At 40.9% G+C, this 25,085-nt stretch carries 22 protein-coding genes and 1 pseudogene; 9 read left to right on the forward strand and 14 right to left on the reverse strand.

The genetic code is table 11. The features are described 5' to 3' along the window. Positions 1 to 37: 37 nt before the first annotated feature. The 14 genes from F885_RS11225 to dnaX all read right to left on the reverse strand — a co-directional run bounded on the left by F885_RS11225 (position 38) and on the right by dnaX (position 15,577). Positions 38 to 616: a TerD family protein gene (locus tag F885_RS11225; protein WP_005315964.1), complete on the reverse strand. Its 579-nt coding sequence runs from the start codon at positions 614 to 616 to the stop codon at positions 38 to 40. 102 nt (positions 617 to 718) lie between these two features. After that, complete coding sequence (locus F885_RS11220; RefSeq protein ID WP_005315965.1) at positions 719 to 1,918, reverse strand: TerD family protein; 1,200 nt, start codon at positions 1,916 to 1,918, stop codon at positions 719 to 721. A gap of 25 nt (positions 1,919 to 1,943) precedes the next feature. Next, positions 1,944 to 2,825: an HpcH/HpaI aldolase/citrate lyase family protein gene (locus F885_RS11215; protein WP_005315966.1), complete on the reverse strand. Its 882-nt coding sequence runs from the start codon at positions 2,823 to 2,825 to the stop codon at positions 1,944 to 1,946. Between the two features lie 4 nt (positions 2,826 to 2,829). Then, positions 2,830 to 3,981 carry a cysteine protease StiP gene (gene stiP, locus F885_RS11210; protein WP_005315967.1) on the reverse strand — a complete coding sequence of 384 codons (1,152 nt, stop codon included), beginning with the start codon at positions 3,979 to 3,981 and terminating at the stop codon, positions 2,830 to 2,832. Then, a complete protein-coding gene (locus F885_RS11205) occupies positions 3,965 to 4,786 on the reverse strand; it encodes an HAD family hydrolase (RefSeq protein ID WP_005315968.1) in 822 nt (273 codons plus the stop codon). Before F885_RS11205 ends, stiP begins: the two co-directional genes overlap by 17 nt. Further along, entirely contained in the window at positions 4,779 to 5,918 is a 1,140-nt protein-coding gene (locus F885_RS11200) for a phosphoribosyltransferase domain-containing protein (RefSeq protein ID WP_005315969.1), read from the reverse strand. The genes F885_RS11205 and F885_RS11200 overlap by 8 nt, the downstream gene beginning before the upstream one ends. Positions 5,919 to 5,960: 42 nt before the next feature. Continuing rightward, positions 5,961 to 7,013, reverse strand: a complete 1,053-nt coding sequence (locus F885_RS11195; RefSeq protein WP_005315972.1) for an ATP-grasp domain-containing protein — start codon at positions 7,011 to 7,013, stop codon at positions 5,961 to 5,963. Continuing rightward, complete coding sequence (locus F885_RS11190) at positions 7,010 to 8,539, reverse strand: helix-hairpin-helix domain-containing protein (protein WP_005315992.1); 1,530 nt, start codon at positions 8,537 to 8,539, stop codon at positions 7,010 to 7,012. Before F885_RS11190 ends, F885_RS11195 begins: the two co-directional genes overlap by 4 nt. Next, entirely contained in the window at positions 8,532 to 10,343 is a 1,812-nt protein-coding gene (locus F885_RS11185; protein ID WP_005315996.1) for a PP2C family serine/threonine-protein phosphatase, read from the reverse strand. Before F885_RS11185 ends, F885_RS11190 begins: the two co-directional genes overlap by 8 nt. A 21-nt stretch (positions 10,344 to 10,364) precedes the next feature. Further along, positions 10,365 to 11,423 carry a TerY-C metal binding domain-containing protein gene (locus tag F885_RS11180; protein WP_005203234.1) on the reverse strand — a complete coding sequence of 353 codons (1,059 nt, stop codon included), beginning with the start codon at positions 11,421 to 11,423 and terminating at the stop codon, positions 10,365 to 10,367. Between the two features lie 34 nt (positions 11,424 to 11,457). Next, the gene (locus F885_RS11175) at positions 11,458 to 12,093 is read right to left on the reverse strand and encodes a vWA domain-containing protein (protein ID WP_005316005.1); all 636 of its coding nucleotides are present in this window, start codon (positions 12,091 to 12,093) and stop codon (positions 11,458 to 11,460) included. A gap of 37 nt (positions 12,094 to 12,130) precedes the next feature. Beyond that, positions 12,131 to 12,772, reverse strand: a complete 642-nt coding sequence (locus tag F885_RS11170; protein ID WP_004653171.1) for a TerD family protein — start codon at positions 12,770 to 12,772, stop codon at positions 12,131 to 12,133. A 34-nt stretch (positions 12,773 to 12,806) separates the two neighbouring features. Then, entirely contained in the window at positions 12,807 to 13,445 is a 639-nt protein-coding gene (locus F885_RS11165; protein WP_005203231.1) for a vWA domain-containing protein, read from the reverse strand. Between the two features lie 113 nt (positions 13,446 to 13,558). Beyond that, positions 13,559 to 15,577 (reverse strand): DNA polymerase III subunit gamma/tau, encoded by a 2,019-nt coding sequence (gene dnaX / locus F885_RS11160; RefSeq protein ID WP_032859336.1) that lies wholly within the window; start codon positions 15,575 to 15,577, stop codon positions 13,559 to 13,561. Positions 15,578 to 15,779: 202 nt separating this feature from the next. On the opposite strand from dnaX, the gene F885_RS11155 reads away from it, so the two are divergent. The 9 genes and pseudogenes from F885_RS11155 (at position 15,780) to F885_RS11120 (ending at position 25,080) form a co-directional block, all read left to right on the forward strand. Beyond that, complete coding sequence (locus F885_RS11155; protein WP_005316011.1) at positions 15,780 to 16,946, forward strand: cupin domain-containing protein; 1,167 nt, start codon at positions 15,780 to 15,782, stop codon at positions 16,944 to 16,946. A 197-nt stretch (positions 16,947 to 17,143) separates the two neighbouring features. Next, complete coding sequence (locus F885_RS11150) at positions 17,144 to 18,199, forward strand: linear amide C-N hydrolase (protein ID WP_005316014.1); 1,056 nt, start codon at positions 17,144 to 17,146, stop codon at positions 18,197 to 18,199. A 37-nt stretch (positions 18,200 to 18,236) separates the two neighbouring features. Then, positions 18,237 to 18,749: pseudogene (locus F885_RS0120135) on the forward strand (hypothetical protein). Between the two features lie 476 nt (positions 18,750 to 19,225). Then, entirely contained in the window at positions 19,226 to 19,792 is a 567-nt protein-coding gene (locus F885_RS11145; RefSeq protein WP_005316020.1) for a TetR/AcrR family transcriptional regulator, read from the forward strand. A gap of 565 nt (positions 19,793 to 20,357) precedes the next feature. Then, positions 20,358 to 20,669, forward strand: coding sequence for an ArsR/SmtB family transcription factor (locus tag F885_RS11140; protein ID WP_004807645.1), 312 nt, complete (start codon positions 20,358 to 20,360; stop codon positions 20,667 to 20,669). Between the two features lie 80 nt (positions 20,670 to 20,749). Further along, positions 20,750 to 22,450, forward strand: coding sequence for a SulP family inorganic anion transporter (locus F885_RS11135; RefSeq protein ID WP_005316021.1), 1,701 nt, complete (start codon positions 20,750 to 20,752; stop codon positions 22,448 to 22,450). 197 nt (positions 22,451 to 22,647) lie between these two features. Then, the gene (gene sstT, locus F885_RS11130) at positions 22,648 to 23,850 is read left to right on the forward strand and encodes a serine/threonine transporter SstT (protein ID WP_005316023.1); all 1,203 of its coding nucleotides are present in this window, start codon (positions 22,648 to 22,650) and stop codon (positions 23,848 to 23,850) included. Between the two features lie 6 nt (positions 23,851 to 23,856). Continuing rightward, a complete protein-coding gene (locus tag F885_RS11125; protein WP_005203216.1) occupies positions 23,857 to 24,537 on the forward strand; it encodes a YoaK family protein in 681 nt (226 codons plus the stop codon). A gap of 3 nt (positions 24,538 to 24,540) precedes the next feature. Continuing rightward, complete coding sequence (locus F885_RS11120) at positions 24,541 to 25,080, forward strand: DUF2058 domain-containing protein (protein WP_005316025.1); 540 nt, start codon at positions 24,541 to 24,543, stop codon at positions 25,078 to 25,080. Positions 25,081 to 25,085 lie beyond the last annotated feature (5 nt).

The following is a 25,085-nucleotide window of genomic DNA, read 5'->3' on the forward strand; positions in this document are numbered from 1 at the left end:
TTAAGCTATTCATCATTTATGTGTTGAAATGAGAACCTTAGCCGACCTGAATACCATATTGTTGGCACATTGCAGCAAGCCCACCAGCATAGCCTTGACCAACGGCTTTAAATTTCCATTCGCCATTGTGGCGATAAACTTCGCCAAACACCATGGCAGTTTCAGTTGAATAATCTTCTGCCAAATCAAAACGAACCACTTCAACATTGGTGTCTTGGTTCACAACACGAATAAAGGCATTGGCAATCTGACCAAAATTCTGGCCGCGTGCTTGTGCATCATGAATGGTCACTGTAATCGCAATTTTTTCAATTTCAGGTGAGACTTTTGACAGATCAACCAATAAGGTTTCATCATCACCATCGCCTTGACCTGAACGGTTGTCACCGGTGTGCTCGACTGAAGCATCTTGAGATTTAAGTTGGTTGTAGAAAATAAAGTCGTGATCGCCACGTACTTTACCTGTTGCGGTTAATAAGAATGCACTCGCATCCAAGTCAAATGCTGCGCCATCAGTCGCACGCTCATCCCAGCCCAATCCAATTAAAATACGAACTAAATTTGGATCTGTTTTGCTTAGGGATAAATTTCCACCTTTATTTAAACTAATTGCCATTTTGTTTTTTCTCCTCGTTTGAACACTTAAAATTCAATGGTCTTAATAATGTCTACATAGATACGAAATTGTTGTTATCTAATACATGATTAAATATCAACTTTATTTACTGCCTGCAACCCAGCGCAGACCAAAACCAAAGGCTTGGTCCAACTCCCGATGTCCAGGTACATAGCGCACGTGACGTTGTACTTGAATACTACCGCCTTGATTCACCAATTCAACAATTCCACACATCCCCAAAGGTTGCCCTTCAGTTAAACGGATTTCAATCGGGGGTTGATCTGGAACATAAATGGTGACCACAGCATCTGTTTCAGCCCAGTTCGGGACTCCTTCATAAATAAAGGCAAACAACACTACACGGCGAATCTGTGACCAGTGCTGTCCATTAATTCTGAGCCACTCACCCTCTGTTAATGCACCAGTACGGTCATCCGCAGAAAGTTGGATAAAGGGGAAGCCATTAAAATCACCAAATCGATTACCTAAAGCCTGAATCACCGATTTGCTACCATCGTGCATCTCGAATAGGCAACCCAAATCCAGATCAATACCTTGATTTTGGTTGAGCAGCTTTTTAAAGAAACCAGCTGACTGAGCTTGTTGAGTCCGTTGGTTCCAATTCAGATTAATTTTAATCTCACCAAAACCATGAGCCTGTTTCTGTAAATTAATCTGGCTATTGCGTTTATCTAAGGTAATTTTGCTTAAATTAATTTTAGGCTGTGGTGCTGGCGTAGGTACAGGTTGAGGCACTGGCTCAGGCGTTGCAGCTTGATCACTAATTTCTACGCCAAAATGTTCAGCTAGCGGTTGTAAACCACCATTGAACCCCTGATTGACAAAGCGGAATTTCCACTGCTCTTTATGACGATAAACTTCGGCCAAAATCAGTGCTTTTTCAGTCTTTTCAGCACTTTTTACCGTTGCTGTTGCCGTGAGCTGTCCGTTCTCCCATAATTCAATCTGAATATCTTGAATCGCATTGATTGCACCTTGCCCATCAATCGTTGCACACATCGCAAGCTTGCTGATATCCGCATCGAATAATTGAGTGTTCAGATTAAATTGCGCAATATACGGTGCTTTTGTGGTTGCCTCGACCAATTCCACACTACGGTTCGGTGTCTGCTTTTGCCCATAAAAGATCATGTCCGCATCACCACGAACCTTCGCCTGCGCATTCAAGACATAAGCGGTGACATCTAAACCGATATGCGCCGCTAATGTGGTTTTAATTTTCACTTGGCACTGTGACTGGCTCAATGCCAAATTGGCTCCTGTAATAAGTTGTTGCATCGATGATTCCTATATTTTTTGATTTTTATACTTTTAGCCCAAACACTTTTGCCCGTTCTAAAATCCGTTCCGCCCAACGACGATGGGTTGCGGGTTCAAGCATACTGCCATGACAGGCAAATACAGCCTTGCTGCCATCCTGTAAAATACCCTGCGCTTGTTTCAACTCGATTTCATTGACCTGATAAGCCTGATGCACAATTGAGATCTGTGCAGGATGAATCACGGTTTTACCCGATAAACCATGCTGTAAATCCAGATATAATTCATCCTGCAACAATTTCACCTGACTAAAATGCTCACAGACAGGCGCGCTCAATGCAAAACCATAAGGTAAAAACTGACCTGCTAGGTTTGCAATGAGTGTGCCGATAGGCGTTTGGTATAAGGTCATATCACTTGGGCGGCGCAAAGCCAAACAATTGAGTAAGTCATTGCCCCCAACCCGAAGCACCAATACTTTATGAAATTCTGGCAAGGCTTGTCTCAGCTCTTTCATTTGCCCCATATCAAAACTATCAGCTGTTTCAAGCGTAGGCATATAATGAAGTTCTGGAGGAAGAACGCCAAGCCATTGCTTAAAACTGGCTAAACCAAATTTCGGCAATACCATGCCATCTAAAGCGGTGATTTCTTGCCATTCTGCCAATTCGGCAGCCATCGCAATATGACGAGGGCGAATAAACACTTTCGGATGTTGTTCAAGGCGCTGTTGCTGTTGGATTTGCTGCAATAACTGTTTGAGATTTTGTTTGGCAAATGCGATCTCCTGTTCAGTGATTGCGTCTTCCAGACAGATCACCAGAGAACGCAACTCTGGATATTTTTCACCCTTCACCACAGCCCATAAGTCTGGACGCGTGGCAGGCATATATAATGTTGCCCCTAAAGATAATGCAGATAACATAAAATTATCCTTTCCCCAATTTTTGAATCAATGTAATCGCTCTATACGGCGCAATTTGATCACCAACCACTTGTACCGGTGTCTCAGTGACTTGCGTTAAATAACGCAATAAACGGGTATCGGCATCATCGGCGTCGCGAAGTAAGACCAGATCAGGCACTCGTCTTAAAATCGCTCGGGTTGCTTCAGCAATACTCGGTTTTATTCGATTAATATTTTGAATATCGTATTCTTTGGCCAGTTTCTGTACCACCTGCTGGCTTTGATTTTGTTGTTCCTGTTGTTGTATTTCTGCCCAAACCGCATTGGGTTGTGGATTAAGCTGGGTGCGAATCTGGTTGATGCGCTGAATAAATTGCTGCGAAATATCAAATTCTTTTAAATGGCTATATTCGATACAGCGATGCCATTGATCGATATTCTCGGCGTTGATTTCCTCGGCACTCAAGGCCTCACCTTCACAAATACTGCGGGAAATAAGACCTGAAATGGTCGAACCCAAAATACCGGAAGGAATCAACCAATCTTCACCACTGGCCGCCAACCATGCACAACCGGCAATATCCGACAAGACCACCAAAGGTAACGGCCGTCCAGCAAAACGCGCATCATTGCCTAAGCTACGCTGCAATTCTTGACGAATCGCGCCTTTACCCGTCCAACCATCCACAAACACAATCGATTGGTGTCCATGTTTAGCAATAATGGTTTCTAATGCAGCAAAATCGATGCCACGGTCTCGAATAATACTGATGCCATAATGTACACAGTCACGACCTAAATCCTGTATCGCATGATAAAGCAGTACACCTAAGGGTACGCCCGCACGTACAAAACTCACCAATACAATTGGTTCCTTGAATTGTGCAACCAAAGCTTGTGCCAACTGCTGAACTTCTCGAGCCAAACGTTGTTGCCCTTGCTGCATGGCCTGTTCAAACAACTGTAAATGGCGTTCGGTCGGTGCACTCTCCAAACTGATCATTTGCGAATAATGCTTTTCGCCCGATTGAATCAGGCGTTCTTTTTCGATGGTATCGGTTGGTTCAATATGCGTCCGTTTAAGTAAAAAAGTCACTTGTTCTGATTGATAACTACCGCTAAACCCTTGTTTTAAAATTAATTCACTTGCTTTATCTTTATTGATAATCGCCATAATATCCTTCTTGTTTATATTGCTGCGTCAAATTATGTTTTACCCAACGATTCAATTGACTGTGGTTCGGCATGCCCCACCAATGACATAGATTCAAAAACTCCACATCGGATAAACTATCGCCAAAACCGAGAATCGGACGTTGTTGAGACGCAAACTGTTGCAATAAAAAACGGGCTGCATTGGCTTTGCTTACAGGTTCGGGAATCAAAGCCAAATTATTGCCATTTAAATGAAAATAGAACCCATCTAATACATCTGGACTTAAGCTATTTAATAGTTCTGGTAAGAAATTCGGTGCATAAGGATTATCATTTTCGGTATTTTGCTTGGCCACCACGTATAAACCTAAACCTTGCTCTTCGACCACCCAAGTACGAATAGAACCAAAATGGGTTGCCTGTTGCTGTACCACCTCAATCAAAGCCTGTTGCCGTGCTTGATAAGGGGCCAATGCATGTTGCATCTGTGCATGCCAATCCAGATTTACACTGAAATCTGCATTCAATACCGTACCGCCATGAGAACAAACTGCTCCATACTGAAAAGGTAAATGTACCCGAGACAATGCCTGTGCACTTCGTGCTGTGACGGGAATCAAATGTGTACTATGCAACAACCACTGCACAAAGTGCTGCTGAATCGGGTTCATATACGCCAATGCTTGTCCCTGTTTGTCCGTGGTGACCATTTTAAAGTCAGCTTGGGGAACAATACGGCGATGAGTCTGGAATAAAGTATCATCCAGATCAACCAACATGAGCGGCGTTGCAATATTTGGCGCGTCAAATAAGAAATTAGTCATTCGCACAACACAGATTAAAGGTTTGATGTGGGAATTCTACTGCGCTGATAACTTCAGCATTTGGAATCGCGTCTAATAGGCTATCGGCGACTGACTCAGCACAGGTTTCCACTGTAATAAAGATTCGGTCATACTCTAATGGATTGATATTGTAGACAAAGTTCTGAATACCTAAGCCATAGTTATCTGAAAAAGCTAAAGCAGATTGAATTGCATGCCCTACTGCAATCGGTGAGCGGGTGATCGCACTAAATTTCACCTCTGCGCCCTGACGCTGCAAATCTTCAGCCAATAAAAATGAAGACCAGACATATTCACCACTTCCTAATACTAAAATCCGTTGCTGAGGTTCGACCTGCAAACGAATATAGGCAGACGTATCCTGAATCGGTAAACGTCCCCAAGTCGGTTCAGACAAGGTCGCGTACTCACCAAATGCCACGGTATCGACTTTGGGCATATTGATCTGTGGCGGATTTTCGGCATCCTGCCACTGCCATTTACCTGTCATCAATGCTACGGATTGACAATCTAATCCAGCAATATGAATACCTGATGACCAATCCGCCAAAGTAGCCGTCACAATATGGGAAATTTGATCAAAGCCAGCCGCTTGTAGTGCAGACACTAAATTGATAAAGGTTTTCCCTGTAGAAGCTTCATCATCAACCAATACGATACTTTTACTGGCTAAAATTTTCTTTTGGATATCAGTATCAGGAGATCCATACAGCAATTGATCTTGGGCATGGCTATGTTCTTCTAAAAAGCGAGCCAATAACGGTGCGCCTTCAACAGGATGACGAGTCGTGGTGACATACAGTGCATCTGGATAGCGTTCTTGCAGGACTTGATGTACACCTGCGCCTAAACCTACCGCGGTTTCTGCCATCCCAATCACCAAGATTGGCTCAGGTAAATCACTCGGAATCAGTTGGGCTAAATCAGTAAACGCATGGCGCATGACTTGAGGGCTAACTGGAATATGTCTCCCCAAGACTTTTGAGACAAATAAAAAGGCTCTTTTCGGATTTATTCGTTCAGCAAAACCGAGTAAATCCTGCCATTTCCAATGGCTATTTTCATCGGGCTTTAAATCCAATTTGCCACGTTGTAATTCAATCTCAATCATATAATTCTTAAATCTAAGTTAAAATAATATACATAATGGTCTTTATATTACACAAATACTCTGACTTATGCTGCGTACAGTGACCGAACTTTTCATCTTTTCAGGTTGATAATTGAGCTGTAGTGCTTGAGCAATCGCCAAATGGACCAAATTCACACCACTCATGAAGGTATGTGCAATGCCACCTGATGGTCGAGAGTTCACCTCCAAAATATACAACTGCTGTTGATCATTATATCGAGCTTGCATATTCACTAACCCATCACAACCAAATAATGCAGCCACCTGATTGGCCAACTCGATCGCAGGATCTTCGAATGTCAAACTCTGGCAGCCATTCTTTTGCTTATAACGTGCGATCGCACCATGCACCTGACCATGTACGCACAACATATCCACTGAGCACTCCAATCCAGCAAGAAATGGCATGACCAAATACACAGGAGGCTGTTCTAACTGGCGATAACTCTCAATAAAACTTTCAGGATGCGCCTTGAATCTCATACTATTGGCAAACACATCAAAAGCATTCGCATTAGGGTCTAAATGCCAAAACCCTGAAGCAAACACCCCTTTGGCAGGCTTGACGCACACATCGCCTTTTTGCAGCCAGTCATGATATGCATCTTCTAATTGCTCGGCATTTTCAACTATGGTTGCTGGTGCAACTGCCAAGCCGTGAGTTACACAGATCTGAGTGAACAGAGCTTTGTCATTCAGTTGCTCGATCTGCTCGACCGTATCACAGCCCGCCATGAGACGGATGCCCAATTGTTCGAAGCGCTGTTTTTGCGCCAGATAAAGTTCAGCATGATGCCCAGCAATAATTAATTTGACGTTTAAGCATTGTGCCTTCTGTAAAACCCACTCGACTCGCTCTGACAAAGGCGGTTCTTGTAAAGCGATATCTGCAACAGATGTAATTTCAGGACGATCGTCTGCATGTGATGCCACCACATGAATTCGGGTATCAAACGGCGCCGTTTTTGCGGCCAAAATTAAATCACGTTGACAAGAATGCGCTTGGGTAAACCAAATCCCGATCGAATTTTCAGCAATGCCAATCTGAGCAAGATCATTCACTATTTGTGTCATACACATTCCACCATTTGCACCACTACTAAGCGACCTCCATCCTGACGTGAAAGTAAAATTTGTTTTCCATCTAGCAATTCAACTTTTTCGCCAATTGGAATCGTTGTTTGGGTTGCCACATCCATGAGGTCAGGCAGATTTTCATTGACCAGCCACCACTGATTTTGGTGAAAAACAAAATAGCCGACGCGTTTAGTTTGCTCTGCTGTTAGACGCTCATTGGGTGCAATCAGATTATTGGCATGCCACGGGTACAGCGATTGCCCGGTCCAGACCATTAAACGGTGATTATCGGGTCTAAAGCTGCCTTCTCGACGTGCCGAATAGAGGTTCAGTACAGGTAGCTTGCCTTTAAAGGCTGTGCCACAAAATGGACATACTGGTTTTGTTGTATTATCAAATACATACCATTTTTGACCGCAATCACTATTTAAGCATGGCTGAATCAAATCCACCGTTTTAACCAAAGCGGTTTCCCAATCATTGGCAGATGGTCGTTGTTGTGGCTGGTGCAAACCCGTCACAAAGCTTTGTAAAAACAGTTCTTTTAAATAAGGACCTGTCACGGTGAATGGAATTTTTTCTGGATCGGCCCACGGTAAAGAACTTGGACGTACCTGACTGACTTTTACACGATTGCTTGGATCGGTTGGATGCTCAATAAATAAAGCATTTTCACCCATTGCCAGATTTTCATCGCGCTGCGGATCATTCACATCATGGACCTTGCCACCACGCAATGGATGTCGATACAGCAAATACATATAAATCAATACCGCCAAGGCATGGCGATCAGTCATGATATTCGGGAGACTTCGCTGCGGATCATCCTTTTTAAAGTGATTGGTTTTCACCACTTCAGGCGCAATGAAATCAGGTGTCCCCACCACATCGGGTGGGTATTTGCCTGGCACGACCAAACCATCAACATCAATTACACAGGCACGCCCAGTTACAGGATCAATCAAAATATTCTTATAGGATAAATCTGAATGTGCCAAACCTGCTGCATGCATACGACGCACAGCACGGGCAATCAAAATACAAATTCTTAGATAATTCGACCAATTGCCTTTTTCTTTTTCATCTAAAAACCGATTTTGGTTATTGGCACTGGCAAACCATTTCCCTTCTTTTTCCTTACCTTTAATGCCTAAAAAATCATTATTTTTAGAACCATGCTCAAAGAAAAACTGTTTTTGGTACGTCGGGGCTGTAATCCCCAATAAACCATTATATTCAATCAAACCATCGGGCCAGCAAAACACATTTTTCCAGTAATCCCCGCCTGCACTGTTGAAAATACCTTGCCATTTATTGCCAACAATTTCCTTTAAGCGGTCCTTCTGTCTTTCCAGCTCAGCATGTGACTGATAGAAATGGTTTTTTTCTTTGCTAAAAAAACACACCACATAAGATTTATCAGGCGAAAAATAGACATCTTTCATTGCTCCTGAGCCAATGACTTCATCAACGAATGCGACTGGTCGACCATCTAAAGTTTGACATTGGATAATCTTAGTCATGGACAACACCCTCCACATCCACACTCACAGGCTTATTCCATAAAATCGCCAAAGTACGATCATCGTGATGTCCAGCACTAAAGAACTTTGACCACTCTAATAAAGCCTGATCTGGATGTGGCTGCTGTAACTGTGGTTCAATTTCTTGCCATAAGGCCTGCCATTTTTCGAGGTTCGCGAGTCCAGCATCCGTTTCAAAGCGTGGATCGGAAATACCATCTGTCATTAAAATCACAGCTTCACAATCATCGTAATAGCCAATATTGACGCGACTAGCAAACTGCTGTGCAAAACTGCGATCTAAGAAACGGGTTTGTCCAGCAAACTCTCCACCATCAGGTTTACCCATTAAACGCACTTTATCTTTGGCATATACAGCAATGGCACCATCACCCATCCAGAAGGTGCTAATAAAGGTTTTTTGCTCGCATTGTTTAACCACAGCCACCAATAAAGTCGTGGCATAAGCCTTGGCTGCAACCTGCTTTAACTCAGCTTCCTGCTCAATGGTCTCAATCGCCACTTGGGCTGTTTTATAGAAGGTATCGTGAAAATCTTTATAAATCTGCTGAGCAACAGACTTGGTCATTTCGTCGTCACTGCCAACTTGCCATTGCTGCAATAAGAGATCCAGATGCGGATGATGCTGTTCGAGGTAATCCGTCAGCGTTTTTGCTGCACTTTGCACCGCAAGTAAAGAACCTTGCCGAGAATAACTAGCACTACCAGCACCGTCTGCAACAATCAACACTGACCAATCAGTCTCTGCAACACGTGCAATCAGAAAATCATCATCACGGAAAGTACCTGCGTGTTCATGTGAACGTCCGCGCTGACTACAGGCTGCAAGGTTAAAATGCTCAGTCTGAATCAATTGGTGGTCACTATGTGCTTTTTGATAAGGTTCATTGCTATCAGGTTCATTGACCTGCCATAAACTACGCGGGTCAGCAGTAATAATAAAGGTCACCTCACCCGAAGACCATACTTGTACGGCTTCGTTGTTTTTATACTGAAAGGCCAGTTTAAACTCACCTGCTTGTAGCGGTATGCCCTGTAATTGTTGTGCTTCATCATCAAATACGATGCCTAAGTCGTCTGGAATTTTGATCGATTCAGAGCAAATCAGCACGTCCTCTTTGACTGGATATTGCATTTGGATACGGGCTTGATAGTCTTGCCCAACACGCGCATTGGGTATCTGAAAATGAGGCATTTTGTTCACCATTTTCACCTCATGATTTGGTCTTCCTGAGGCATTATTCTGATTGTGGTCTGTATTATTTGAGTCAATATCTGCAGTCGAATTAACTAAAATTAACGAGGTTGTCGGAAGTGACGTAGCGACAGAGCTATCATTGATGAAAGATGGTTCAGCTTCTGCTTCAACGGGAGATGACAAATAAAGCTCATCTAGAAAGTCAAGCTGATCAACTGACTCTAACGCATCAGTCTCATGAATTGGATTCTGCATCATTTGGGTATGATCGAATAGCGGTTGGCTTGAATCAGCGCTATTGATATTTTCAGCTTTAGAGATGTAAACCGGCAAGCGCCCCTGCTCCAAGATGCGCTGTAATAAAGAATGCTGAAACACTGCTGACTGTTCTAATTGAAAGCCTATTTGCTCATAAATCTGTTCAACCAAATCATGATAGGCATTATAAATTTTTTTACTGTTCAGCAATTGATCAAGAGAATCATCATCCAGTAACAGAGGGTTCTGTTGAGTTTGATCTTGTAACAGCTGCTTTAATGTATTTAAAAAAGCAGTCTGAACGTCAGAAGTCAAAGTTTGCGACATGGCTTTTCCTAAATCCAATTGTTAACCACGCCCTCGTTGCACATCGAAGCCGTCCATTCCACCATAACCAAAACTGACTTGGCGACGACACCATGGGCAAGTCACGTCCTCGCTAAAACCGTCATAACACATCAATTGGCCACAACCACACATGGCAAAAGCCGTTTCAGCCAAACAATGTGGACATTCTGGAGTACCTTGTAATAGCGTGGTATTGACCTGCTGCTGATGTTGGGTTTGATCAGACCAAGTAAAATAATCCTCATCAATTCTGCAGCATTCGGTCAATTGAAAATGATATAAATTCAGGTTGATATTTAAATCTTGAGGCGCTTGATACTGAATTTCACGTTCAAATTTCATTAAATAGGGGCGATTCAGCTTGCCACAACGCCCCACAAAAGTGACACAGTTTTCATCCACCAAAGTTTTCTTGGCAGGCAAATCCTTGACCAGACGCATATAGCGCTCATCAATTGGCGGTAAATGATCTTGCTGCTGCCCGTCCCCAATACTTTTACTTTGTGCAACCACAGACGCACTAATCCATTGGAAAAACTTTTTAAAGTCTTGTTCATTCAACTCATCAAAAGCAATACAGTGTTCTGTTAATTGCTTGAGCGTTGCATAATCGACGTTTTTACCCATTCCTAAGGCAATCAACGTACAGCGTCGCGCATATTTCTTTTGCCAGCGATATATCGCATCTTTACATTCATCGGTCGGACGACCATCTGTAAACAAATATACGATTGGCTTCCAATCCCCTTTAATTTCTTCCGTTGTTTTAATCAAATGACGATCAAATTCATTCATCAAATGTTCTAAGGCTTTGCCTAAATGTGTCCCACCACCCAAAGGTAATTTCGCAGGATAATAAGCAAATACTTCCACTAACGGAACTAAGGTTCGAACAATCCCTGCAAAGGCAATAACAGAAACATACACGGTTTCCAAGGCATATGGATCTTGACGTAATTGTTGCATAATCAACTGGATGCCTTGTTGCATCTGTTGAATATTTTGCCCCGCCATCGACTCAGAACAATCCAATACGAAAAAAACAGGTAAACGGCGCATCTTCTGATTATCCTTAATGTATTCTTTATTTTATTTACAACACCAATTGCACTTCCGGCGGCGGTGGCGGCAATGAAACAGAACCTGAAATGCCCGCACTACTACTTCCCACCACGACACTGGCAGACACCCACTTAAAGAATCCTGCAAAAGAGGCCGCATCCATAGTATCCAATACCGCAACTTTATCGGTCAGTTGCAGGAGATGTTCCTGTTTGGCTTTTGGCCCAGCGGCACAGGCAACGATACTGGCAAAGTTTAACTGTTTTATGACAGGAATCGCTTGCTGGTAAGCATAGACATCTGAAGGTGAGCCGTCAGTCATCACAAATAATAGCGGACGCCAATCCCCTTTGACCTCATCGGTACTTTTTTGTAATTGCTGAGTGACTTGCTCAGCAAGCAACTCAAGTGCAGCCCCCATAAAAGTTGCGCCTGCACTTGGAACATCGATATCGGCAAGCTGCACTTGATCCAAGGGCGTTAAAGGCAAATAAACCTTCGCTTCCAGATCAAAGGTAATAATACTTAAATGCACACTCTCCAATGCATAAGGATCTTGCCGCAATGCACTCAACATGGACTGCAAGCCGACGTTCACCGAATGAATTGGCTCACCTCGCATCGATCCTGAGGTATCTAATAAAATATAAACGGGTAAACGGCGCATGTTGTTCTAAACCTTTCTTTAGCCGAAAATCAAATTTTTAAGCGTATTGTTTTAACCATTCCACAAATGAATCAGATTGGGAAGCCTGTCCGACTGCATTAAATTTCCATCCTGCTGATTCACGGACAAGTTCAGCAAAGAGTAATGAGCGCTGTTGATCATATTGTCCAGTACCCGACAAATCGAAACGGACCATTTCCTTACCTGTAGTATCCACTGCACGGATAAATGCATTTTTGACTTGACCAAAATGTTGGTTATTTTCTGCGGCTTTATAGATTTGCACCACAAAAACCACTTTTTGGTATTGTTGATTCAGGTCATTGAGCTTCACGATAATTTGTTCATCATCGCCATCCCCCGCACCTGTACGGTTATCACCGGTTAACCAGATATGTCCAGAAGAATGCCTTTGATTATTAAAAAAGATAACATCACTATTTTCTAAGGTGACATTCCCCTGCGCATCTCGCCCCAGATTATTAACCTTGCCATTACTCCCCACCAGAAAAGCAATCACATCCAGATCATATTCAGCGCTATTGCCACCAAATAATCCGCCAAGAAAGCCTTTTTTCTGTTCCTGAATATCCCAACCTAAACCAATCGTTACTTGAGACAAATTATTTTCAGTTTTACTTAAACTTATGCCTTGACCTTTATTTAAACTTACAGCCATGGTTTTACCCTCTTATTTAATCTTTATTTTGCTTTTATAGTACGATGTTGACTTCAGGCGGTGGAGGTGGCAAATCGCCCAAGCCTGTGACTTCTTTTTGCCCTGCATCCACTTTCTGGCTGCCAGTTGAAATACTGGCAGAAACCCATTTAAAGAATGCTTTAATCGTATTTGAATCTGCCGTTGCCAATTCAACAACAACTTCTGTGATTTGTTTTAAAATTGAAGTATCAGCACCATGTCCCGCTGCGCAGGCCACGATCACCCCTGTTTTGACTTGTTGTAAACGTTGCAAACCTTTACGCCAATCATCTGTTGGCACACCATCAGTCATAATGAAAATCAATGGTTTCCAGTCACCTTTGACATCTGCTGTGGTTTTTGCCACTTCTTGTTCAATTTTATCGGCTAATAGCGCTAAAGCATCGCCCAAGGCTGTGGTTCCTGTGACCTGCAAATCTGGTGCTTGGAAAACAGCCAATTCAGTTAAAGGCACTAACTGTTTGGCTTGGCTGTCGAAACTGATTAAAGATAAATAGGCCGTTTCCAGCGCATAAGGATCTTGACGTAAAGTCGAAAGTAAAATTTGTACCCCATTTTTTACGGCTTCTATAGGCTCACCATGCATAGAACCTGAGGTATCAAGTAATAAATAAACTGGTAAACGACGCATTATTTTTTACCCTTATTTCGTTATGATTTAAATTTTAAGCCTAGATTACACTTTTAGCTTACCTAAATCATTACAAAGTAAAAAATAAATACTCTTCTGTCTACCTATTTCAGCTAAGGATTGAGCTTAATATTAACCAATTCGGCATCAAAGGTATCGACCAGACTCTTAATTGTTGGCTCTTGGTGCAATAACTCAACCGCACGGTTAAATGCTCGCTCTTTACGCTCATTCTGCATCATTAAAGGTGTATTGGAATCCACTGCAGCATATTGCACACTAAACAGGGTTTGTGGCCATTGCGCTTTTAAAGCATCCTCCAAGCCATGCTGCAATTGCGATAACATGCCTTCATATTCTTGAGGAATCTGAAAAACACAAGCAGCATTGATCTGTCCTTGCATCACACCATGCTGGGCTAATTCTTGAACCGCAGGTGAAAGCTGGCTGGTTCTAAACCAATACTCCCACTTCTCTAAATTCCACTCGCCTTCTAAAACCTGCTCACGCAGTTTTAAAATATCTTGAGGCATCAGATCAGTTTGTTCATGAACTTGCTGTTGTATTATTGGTGCAACTGGTTTGTCTGCGACAACAATCGGTTCCGAAACAACCGCTTCAAGCACTGGCTCTGCGATGAGATCAAGTACTTGCTCAACTTTGGGTTGCTCCAGCTGTACTTGAGAATTTTGCTCAACAGGAAAAACCAGCACATCATCTGCCTCAACGATATTCGACTGAATCGTGTGTTGTTGTACTGATACATCCAATCCAATTAACTGACCTTCCTCAGCATCAAACACTATGAGATGAGGATCTTGATTGCGCTGTTCAGGTTCAGGTTCAGGTTCAGGTTCAGGTTCAGGTTCAGGTTCAGGTTCAGGTTCAGGTTCAGGTTCAGGTTCAGGTTCAGGTTCAGGTTCAACGCTAACCGTTTCTTGCTGAACTGCAAACTGATTTTCTGTACTTAAATCCTGTATTGTCTGATGCACCTCAGGTGCTGTAATTTGCGTAACAGGCGTTGCCGTTACCGTGACTTCATTCAAAGTTAACGGTCTGAACGCCAGTAAACGCAACACCGTCATTTCAAAGCCTTGCTCTTGTGTCACCGCAAGTTGCAACTCAGCTCGACCTTTACAGGCAATTTGATAATACAACTGCAAATCTTGAGCAGAAATGAGTTTCGACAACTGTAGAATTTTCTGGTTAATTTCTTCACTATATTTCAGTGCAAGATCAGGCAAGTATTGCAACAATGCCAGTTCATGCAAGGTAGAAACCAATTGATCCAAAACCAAAGACACGTCTAAAGCTTGCTGTCTAAATTGTAGAAGTAGCTGACTTACTCGTGCTTGCTGATTTTGATGAATTGCCAAGATCAAATCATAAATAATGGTTCGGTCAATCAAACCGAGCATATCTTTAACATCTTGATGATGGACTGCACCTTGACCATAGGCGATTGCCTGATCTGTTAAAGACAATGCATCACGTAATGAACCTTGTGCAGATTCTGCAATTTGCCAAATCGCATCTTGATCGGCTTCGATATGCTCTTTATTTAAAATTGCTGTCAAATGTTCCGTGATTTCATCGACGGCCAAAGGACGTAAGGTAAATTGCAAACAGCGCGAGATGACGGTAATCGGCAGTTTTTGTGGATCTGTCGTTGCAAAGAGGAACTTCACATGCTCAGGTGGTTCTTCCAGTGTCTTGAGCAAGGCATTGAATGAATGCGTTGAAAGCATATGCACTTCATCGATCAGATAAACTTTGAAGCGACCCTGCGTTGGCGCATAAGGCACATTGTCGAGTAACTCGCGAGTATCCTCAACCTTGGTCCGAGATGCCGCATCGATTTCAATTAAATCAATAAAACGACCTTCATTTACCGCCTTACATGTTGCACAAACTTCACACGGTGTTGAAGTCACGCCTGTCTCGCAGTTCAAACACTTGGCTAAAATACGGGCAATCGTGGTTTTCCCGACACCGCGCGTTCCAGTAAATAAGTAGGCATGATGCAAACGCCCGCGTTCTAATGCGCTGGTTAAAGCACGAGAAACATGGTTTTGCCCCACTAACTCATTGAAATTACGTGGACGGTATTTTCTTGCCAGTACTTGATACATGAATGCTCCTTTTTGCGTCTTAAGCATACTGTTTTTTTGAAAGTCTGTGAATGAATCCGCTTCTAATTGATCAAGATTAAATACATTGCTGCACTTTTGATGACTATTTCCGAGCTTTTCATCACATTCAGACAAGACTTGCACCAATATTCAACTCAAGGGAGAATACGCACTAATTTATGTGTTGTTGGTTTTATTTCCCATGTCTCAATCTTTAACGGTACTCGGCGGCATTAGCGCAGAACAATTTCTTAATGAATATTGGCAGAAAAAGCCGTTGTTGGTCCGTAATGCAATGCCTGAAATTATCGGCTTATTAGAACCAGCAGATGTTCAAGAATTGGCATTGGAAGAGGATGTCACTGCCCGTTTGATCCGTCAAAAGAATAAAAATCCAAATGAGTGGCATGTGAAGTCCTCCCCTTTAACCAAAGGTGATTTCCAGAAGCTGCCAAATCTTTGGACACTTCTGGTTCAAGCAGTAGATCATTATTCATTTGATATTTCAGAGCTTTGGAAGAAGTTTCCATTTATCCCTCAATGGCGCCGCGACGATATCATGGTGTCTTATGCACCTAAAGGTGGCTCTGTTGGTAAGCACTTCGATTTTTATGATGTGTTCTTGGTACAAGGCCATGGTCATCGCCGTTGGCAATTAGGTCAAATGTGTGATGAATCAACTGAGTTTTTGCCAGATCAACCGCTGAAACTTCTAGCAGACTTAGACATTCATTTTGATGAAATTCTTGCCCCAGGCGACCTTCTTTATGTCCCACCAGGTCTCGCGCATTATGGTGTGGCTGAAGATGATTGCTTAACCTACTCTTTTGGCTTCCGCATGCCAAACCTCTCAGAAATGATTGATCAAGTGAGTGATAAATTTTCAGAAAATACTTTACTCAAAAATCCATTGATCGATATTGCACGCCAGCAAACAGCACATTTAGGGGAAATTAACAGTACTGAGTTTTCATATTTAAAGACTCAATTACTTGATTATCTCACTCAGGCACCTGAATTTGATGCAGCGATCATGGCCTATATGAGTGAAGCAAGCTATCCAAACAACATTCCAGAACCTGAAGAGGTTGATGCTCATGATGTTGCCGAGATTATTGGTGCGGATTATCAAATTATTCTAGAACCCGCCTCTCGTTTGCTTTACAGAAAACAAGGTGAATCTTTAGAGTTTTGGGCAAATGGCGATACCGTTTGCGTATCAGAAACGTTCATTCCTTATCTAAAGCAGATTGCAGATGGTGAAAGCTTATTGCTAGATGAACAATTGAATCAAGTTGAGATTCTAGAAGATATCACAACGCTGCTGAATACCGCCGTTGTGATGTTATTACCGCCAAACGAAGATTAGAACACGCATTTCCTTGTGGATAGAGATTAATCTCTATCCACATTTATCTAAATTCCAGATCAAAAATAAAACCCTACTTTTTATAATGATTACATTTTAATGCTTGAATAAGAATTTTTTTTTAATAGACTAAAGCCAAGTCATTATAAAAATATTTGATATAAATCACTTTGATACAACAGCAAGGAGTACGACTTGTGTTTAAAAAAATATTATGTTTTTCCTTTCTCGCATCCTCATTCATTCTACAAACCAGCCATGCCTGCACCCGAGCAGTTTATTTAGGCAACAATGACCATATCATCACCGCCCGCTCCATGGACTGGAAGGTTGATGTAGGCACTAATCTTTGGATTTTACCCAGTGGTGTACTTAGAGACAGCAATGCAGGGCCAAAATCTCTAAAATGGAAAGCTAAATACGGCAGTGTGATTGCCACAGGTTATGATATTTCAACGACTGACGGCATGAATGAAGCTGGATTGGTTGCCAATGTATTATGGTTGGTTGAATCTCAATATCCAGACACCAAACAATCTAAAAAACCGCAACTCAGCATTTCGGCTTGGGCGCAATATGTACTTGATAACTATGCAAGCGTTGCAGAAGCTGTCAGTGCTTTAGAAAAAGAACCCTTCGATCTGATTACTGACAGCGTGCCAGGCGAACAACGCCTCGCGACATTGCATTTATCTATTTCAGACAAAACCGGTGATAGTGCCATTATCGAATATATTGGGGGCAAGCAAGTTATTCACCACAATAAAAAATATCAAGTTATGACCAACTCACCAATATTTGATCAACAACTGGCACTCAACACTTACTGGCAACAAATTGGTGGTACAGTCATGTTACCAGGGACCAATCGTGCTGCTGACCGCTTTGCACGTGCCTCTTTTTATATCAATGCGATTCCAAAAAATGACAATCCTAAAGATGCCTTAGCTTCTGTTTTTAGTGTGATTCGTAATGCATCTGTTCCTTATGGCCTCAATACAGCAGAAGAACCGAATATTTCATCGACACGCTGGCGAACTGTTGCAGACCACAAACAACAACTTTATTTCTTTGAATCTGCAGTCTCCCCCAATGTATTTTGGGTGGATTTAAAGAAAATTAACTTTAAAGATCGTTTAACGCGTAAACTTGATCTTGGCAAAGATCAACAGAATACTTTTGCTGGTGATGCAACCAATCAATTTAAAATATCAAAACCATTTGAATTTCTTGGTCCACAACTACATCATTAACACTGAAATATTGAGTACATCCTAGAGAGTTAAAAAGATGAAAAAAACTTTAAGTTTACTGAGCCTTTGTATTGTGATGAGTGGCTGCGCGACCTTACCTGACTCTTCTGCAAACTCAACAGACAATCTCGCAACCGCAGGCTCTTTGAACTGCAAAGCCAACGAACTTTGCCCGAATGTTTTTGTTGAATGGGATAAACAACACAAAGAGCAATTAAGAGTCGAGACCGTACTCAACAGTAGCTATGATTATTATGATATCAAAAGCCTTACTTTCTTAATTGATGATAAGACTTTTACTTATCAGCCCGTTGGCCCAACGCAGCAAAAAGACATCAATCGACTTATTCCAAGACGCTCATCGAATAGCTTCATTCTGCCGAGTACATTCCTGTACTAGCTGAAAAAAGCAAAAAATGTCGAACTTTCGATCGAAACAGATAAAGGCAACATCAAACGTTCAGTCTATACCCCAAGCCAACAATCGATGCTTTACCATAATTTTATAAAGCTCATTGCAACACTACCATTGCAACAAAACAAATCTTAAAATAGAAAATTATACGATGAAAGTCAGTTATTTATTTTAACTATAACTAACTGGCTTTTATATTATGTATTTATTCAAAATAGATTCCAGAGTAAGCATTAAAACTAGAAGCGTTGCTTAAATATACACAAACCTACAAACAAGAATAAATCTCAACACAACCATCATAATTAAATCTAAACACCCCATCAAACCAGTTATCCTTTGAAAACAATTAGATGAATAATCACGAATCAAATAAATTTAAGTTATTCTAATCTTTTATCGTATTTTAAGATTTTATTAATAGTTATTTTCTATAGATATAAACATTATTTTCAAACCCTGTACTTGAAAATACGGACAAAAGAATCATTTAAATGAATAATGTTATTTTTTCCTATGATATTTCCAAAATACCATGTAAAATCCCTGCCAAAATTGCATGATGAAATGCAACATGATGCTCTTGGCGATGGGCGAACTAGAGGCGTTGTATGTCAAAAAAAGAAGATATTATTACCACTGCATTAAGACTTTTTAATTCGCATAGCTATAACTCGATCGGTGTAGATCGAATCATTAGTGAATCGGGCGTTGCAAAAATGACTTTCTACAAATACTTCCCTTCAAAGGAAAAGTTAATTGAAGAATGCTTAGTGCAACGTAACATTAATCTCCAAACTTCTTTAAATGCAACTTTGGCAGAATGTGATCCAGAGGATCATCTTGACCAACTTAAAGCAATCTTTGGATGGTATGCAGCCTGGTTTAACAGCGAAGATTTTAATGGCTGTATGTTTCAGAAAGCGTTAGAAGAAGTGATTAAAATCTATCCTTCTACGTTGCAACCTGCTACCCAATATAAAATTTGGTTAACAGCTTTAATTGAAAACTTATTGAAAAGTTTGGATATTCGTAACCCGACTCATCTTGCAACATTGATTGTCAGCATTTTAGATGGCATGACGATTCAAGCCCAAGTCAATAAGCACTCAGTTGAAATGGATGAATACTGGAAACGCGTAGAGCACTTAATCAGTTTTGAAAAAACTTTGGCATAAATACAAAATATCCCTTTATAAATAAAGGGATATTTTTTTATTAAAAGTGTTTGAAAAATCAGGTATCATTGCATAAAAAAATAAAGCGTGATTTATAGTTATTATTGTGGCTCACGCTTGCGTCTGAGTGTAAAAAGAATAATAAATATTATTACCCTCTGGCGGTTGCACTTTCGCACTTCCGATCCTTCTTATGCAGACAGATCGTTCTGTCTTGTTTCTCATTATATATGTTTTTTTGTAAAGCACAATCTTTTTTTTAGTTTTTTATATTCGTTAATTATATTAACCACTTAATTTTATTATTTAGTATTTTTAAAGAATAAAGCAAAGGATATCGAATCTTAATGGCGTCAAACTGGATATAAATCTCTCAAAACCACGATAATGTGAATTTAATCACGAATTTCACTCAAACAACCGATTAATCAACAGTATAACACCTTCTTATTACTTTTACTGATATACATTTTCATTAAAAACCATTGCAATTATTCAGTTTTACTACAATTTTTTCATTGCGTGACTTTATACTAGCCTCGGCTGTAACCTAGAGAGTATATGCATGCAAAAGGATTTCGAGATCGACGCCATGAGAGAGTCAGCTGGTACAATTGTGACTGTACTGAAATCTCTGGCAAATACTGATCGTTTAATTATTTTGTGTCATTTGGCTAAACAAGAACTTAATGTTTCACAAATTGAAGAATTAACCCAAATCTTCCAACCTACGCTTTCACAGCAATTGATGATGTTAAGAAAAAGTAATGTTGTTTCTACCCGTCGCGATGGCAAACAAATTTTTTACTCAATTTTAGATCCAAAGTTGCAAGTGGTTTTGAATACGCTGTATGAGCATTACTGCCCTCAGGCATAATTCTCAAAAAAATTCAATCGTACCCTCTTTAGCATTTTTTCTGCATAATATATATAAATTTATGATTTAGACTATTGCGCATGAAATTGCTAAACCTAAACCTATCTAAACTTTTTCCTGCGCGAAAATGGTTAAGTCATTATCAGCTTTCCAGCCTAAAGTCTGATCTGATTGCAGCCTGCATTGTATTGGCTATGTTGGTACCACAAGGTATGGCTTATGCAATGTTGGCAGGGCTTCCGCCAATTATGGGGATATACGCCAGTATACTACCCATGATTATCTATGCCTTTACAGGAAGTAGTACCACCCTTTCGATTGGTCCTGTCGCCATTATTTCGATGATGGTATTTACAGCGCTCGACCCACTATTTGCTGCTGGATCAACTGCCTATATCGAAGCTGCTTACTTATTAGCACTACTTGTCGGGATCATTTCTCTGCTTTTAGGTTTATTGCGTTTCGGTTTTCTTATTCAGCTTATTAGTCATCCTGTTATTCAAAGCTTTATCATTGCCTCTGCGTTACTGATTGCCTTAGGACAATTTAAGTTTTTACTGGATATTCCGTTGCAAGCAGGCAATATTCCTGAGTTTTTACTGAGCTTATCTCAAAACTTACACCAAGTGACTTTGACTGGCATAAGCTTTGGGCTAATTTCTGTTTTACTCCTGTTTATGCTTCCGAAACTGATTCGATCCAGCTTTCTGAACAAAATATTACCTTTATTACTGGTTTTGCTCTCTATCGCGGTCATCACCTTTATTGGAAACGATGATCAGGCAATCAAAACAGTTGGAGTCATCCCAACAGGCCTGCCCAATTTTCATTTCCCAACATGGAACACTGAGCTGATTCTGCAACTACTCCCAAGCGCATTTATGATTGCAATGATTAGCTTTGTAGAATCGCTGGCCATTGCGCAAGCCACAGCACTACAAAAGCGCGATGACTTAGACAGTAACCAAGAACTGATTGCTTTAGGCTTAGCCAATATTGCTGCGGGATTTAATTCCGGTTTTGCAGTCTCTGGTAGCCTATCTCGTACGGTTGTCAACGTTGATGCGGGAGCGAAAACCCCGATGTCTGGTGTTATTTCATCTTTATTGATGATTGCAGTCAGCCTTTACTTTACAGGCTTCTTTCAAAACCTACCACTCGCTGTATTAGCTGCCACAATTTTTGTTTCTATCTGGAAGTTGATAACACTGACTCCATTTATTGAAACATGGAAATATTCAAAAGCTGACGGACTGGCAATGTGGGTTACCTTTTTTGGTGTAACCTGTATAGATATTTCAACAGGACTGATCATTGGTATTGTACTTACCTTTATTCTACTGCTTTGGCGTATTAGCCGCCCTCATATTGCTGTTATTGGTTTAATTGAAGGAACTCAACACTTTAGAAATATCTCAAATTACAATGTCATTACAACTCCAACTGTGGCTTCTTTCCGTGTTGATGAAAACCTTAACTTTTTAAATGCCCATGTTCTGAAAGGTCATGTGATTACAGAAGTTAGCCAGAATTCGCTGTTGCAACATGTTGTGATCAACTGCTCAAGCATTAGCAATATTGATCTCAGTGCATTAGAAATGTTAGAAGACCTAAATCGAGAATTAGCTCAGTTGGCTATCCAATTACATTTATCCGAAGTGAAGAGCCCTGTTATGGAGCGACTATGTAAATCCCAGCTCAAAAATGAGCTTACAGGTCAAATATTTTTATCACATTATCAAGCAATACAAACACTTTCGCCTGAAATGCTTGTAGAATGAGCAGCTTTTATTGGATTTTTTTTATACAAAAGGATGTATCATGTTTTCATAATTATTTTTAAAAAACATTGTGTTAATTTTTTCGGTATTTTTAAAGTAATTGAATTGCAAAAAAAATTTTATTATTCACGGTTCTTAGGTATAGAATACCGCGCTTGTTTAACCTTAAACCGTGCATAGGTTTATAAGGCCTTTATATGTTTAATGTACTGTCTCGCTTGAGCTTAGTTAGCAAAATTATTATCGCTATTTTTTTAGGGATTGGCGTCGCTTTGCTCTTTCCTAACTTTACACCCTACTTAAGTTTATTGGGTGAATTATTCATTAAAGCATTAAAGTCTGTTGCACCGATTTTAGTTTTTGTTTTAGTTCTATCTTCAATTGCAAATTTCCAGATTGGTCAGAATTCAAATATCAAACCTGTACTGGTTTTGTATGTGGTCGGCATGCTACTTGCTGCATTCAGTGCGGTAACTGCAAGTGTTTTGTTTCCAAGCCAACTGTTTTTACATTTACCGGCAGAAACAGGCCTTCAAGCACCAGGTAGCCTTGCAGAGATTCTAAAGAATTTACTTTTAAGTTTTATTGCAAACCCTGTTCAAGCAATTGGTGAAGCCAACTTTATTGGTATCTTGGCTTGGGCAATTGGTTTAGGCCTAGCTTTACGTCATAGCTCTGACACGACCAAGCAAGTTTTGACTGATGTGGCTGGAGCAGTTAATAAAATCATTCATACCGTGATTGGTTTTGCCCCGATTGGTATTTTTGGTTTAGTTGCAGTGACATTTGCAAGCGAAGGTCTAGCAACACTGACCAGTTATGCCCACCTATTAGCGGTCCTCATCGGCACAATGCTATTTGTTGCACTGGTGATTAATCCAATTTTGGTTGCGATTACCATGAAGGCTAACCCATATCCTTTAGTCTTTACCTGTTTAAAAGAAAGTGGTATTACCGCCTTCTTTACCCGTAGTTCAGCTGCCAATATTCCAGTAAACCTAGATTTGGCTCAGCGTTTAGGTGTCAATGAAGCAACTGCAAGCGTATCAATTCCATTGGGTGCGACTATCAATATGGCAGGTGCAGCAGTCACGATTACGGTACTTACCCTTGCTGCTGTGCATACACTCGATATTCCTGTCGACTTGAGTACCATGATTATTTTATCGGTGGTTGCAACGGTTTCTGCATGTGGCGCTTCAGGCGTTGCAGGTGGGTCTTTATTGTTAATCCCTGTTGCTTGTAGTTTGTTTGGTATATCATCTGAAATTGCCATGCAAATCGTTGCGATTGGTATGATTATCAGTGTATTGCAAGATTCAACGGAAACAGCATTGAATTCATCGACAGATGTATTATTTACCGCTGCTGTTGATTTTAGAGACCATCCAAGATCATAGGTTGCTATGCCACTTCAACGTTTACCTAACTGGATTCAACTCGGTGCTTTCTTCCTTGCACTGAATGCAGGAATGGTAAACGTTTTGGGCTTATTTACAGTCCTCCATCAGTCCGTTTCACACATGACAGGCAATGTCAGTATGTTAGCAATGAGTTTGCTTGACTGGCAGCCTGAGCATTTTATCTACCTCAGTCTGGTTATCCTTTGCTTTGTGATTGGCTCTTTTTATAGTGGCTTAATCCTTGGCAATGGCAGCGTTGCATTTGGTCGACGTTATGGCTTGCCGCTTAGTTTAGTCGCGATCTTTCTGGTTCTCACTTGGCTCTTACTGCCTTATTTCCCGCGCTACGGCCTCTTATGGGCCTGTGTTGCCATGGGCGTACAGAATGCCATGGTGAGCCACTACAAAGGTGCAATTATCCGCACAACGCACTTATCTGGCGTCCTGACCGATATCGGTTTAGCATTAGGTTATAAAGCACGTGGCTTAAAAGTAGAAAAACGCCGTATTTTTCTGCATCTTCTCATCTTTATCGGTTTTTTATGTGGTGGACTTATTGCGAGTCTGCTTTATCCTTATTTAAACTTACAGACCTTTCTCATTCCAGCAGCATTAAGCTTAGCAATGAGTGTTGCCTACTGGATTTTCTATTTTCGTTCTTCATCAAACTCAAATTTGGATTGAATTATGGTTAAAAATGCATTGCAAGCTCAATTGTTAAAAGCGGGCTTGGTTGATAATAAGAAAGCAAAAAAATTAACTAAGCAAGCACAACATGGACAACGTACTGGACAAAATGATGATGCAGCATTGAAAGCTGAAATTGACCGTGCCAAACAAGAAAAACTAGCCAAAGACCAAGCATTGAATCAAGAAAAGCAAGCTGTACTGGAAGAGAAAGCCCTAAAAGCTTCGATCATCCAGATGATTAAGCACCACAAAGTCAAAGAAATTGAAGGTGATGTAACTTATCAATTTATTGATGAAGCTAAAATCAAAAAAGTCTATCTTTCACAGCAAGTTTATAATGCCCTTGTTTCAGGTTCACTTGTGATTGCCAAAGATCAAGACAGCTACGCTTATTTACCTAAAGCACTTGCGGAAAAAATTGATCAAAAAATGCAAGGTTTTATCTTGATAAATAACAATACCGAGAAAAATGATCAAACTACGGATGAGGAAGATCCATATGCAGCATATGTGATTCCTGATGATCTGATGTGGTAAATCAT

It is taken from the genome of Acinetobacter higginsii (assembly GCF_000369845.1).
Classification (GTDB): Bacteria; Pseudomonadota; Gammaproteobacteria; order Pseudomonadales; family Moraxellaceae; genus Acinetobacter; species Acinetobacter higginsii.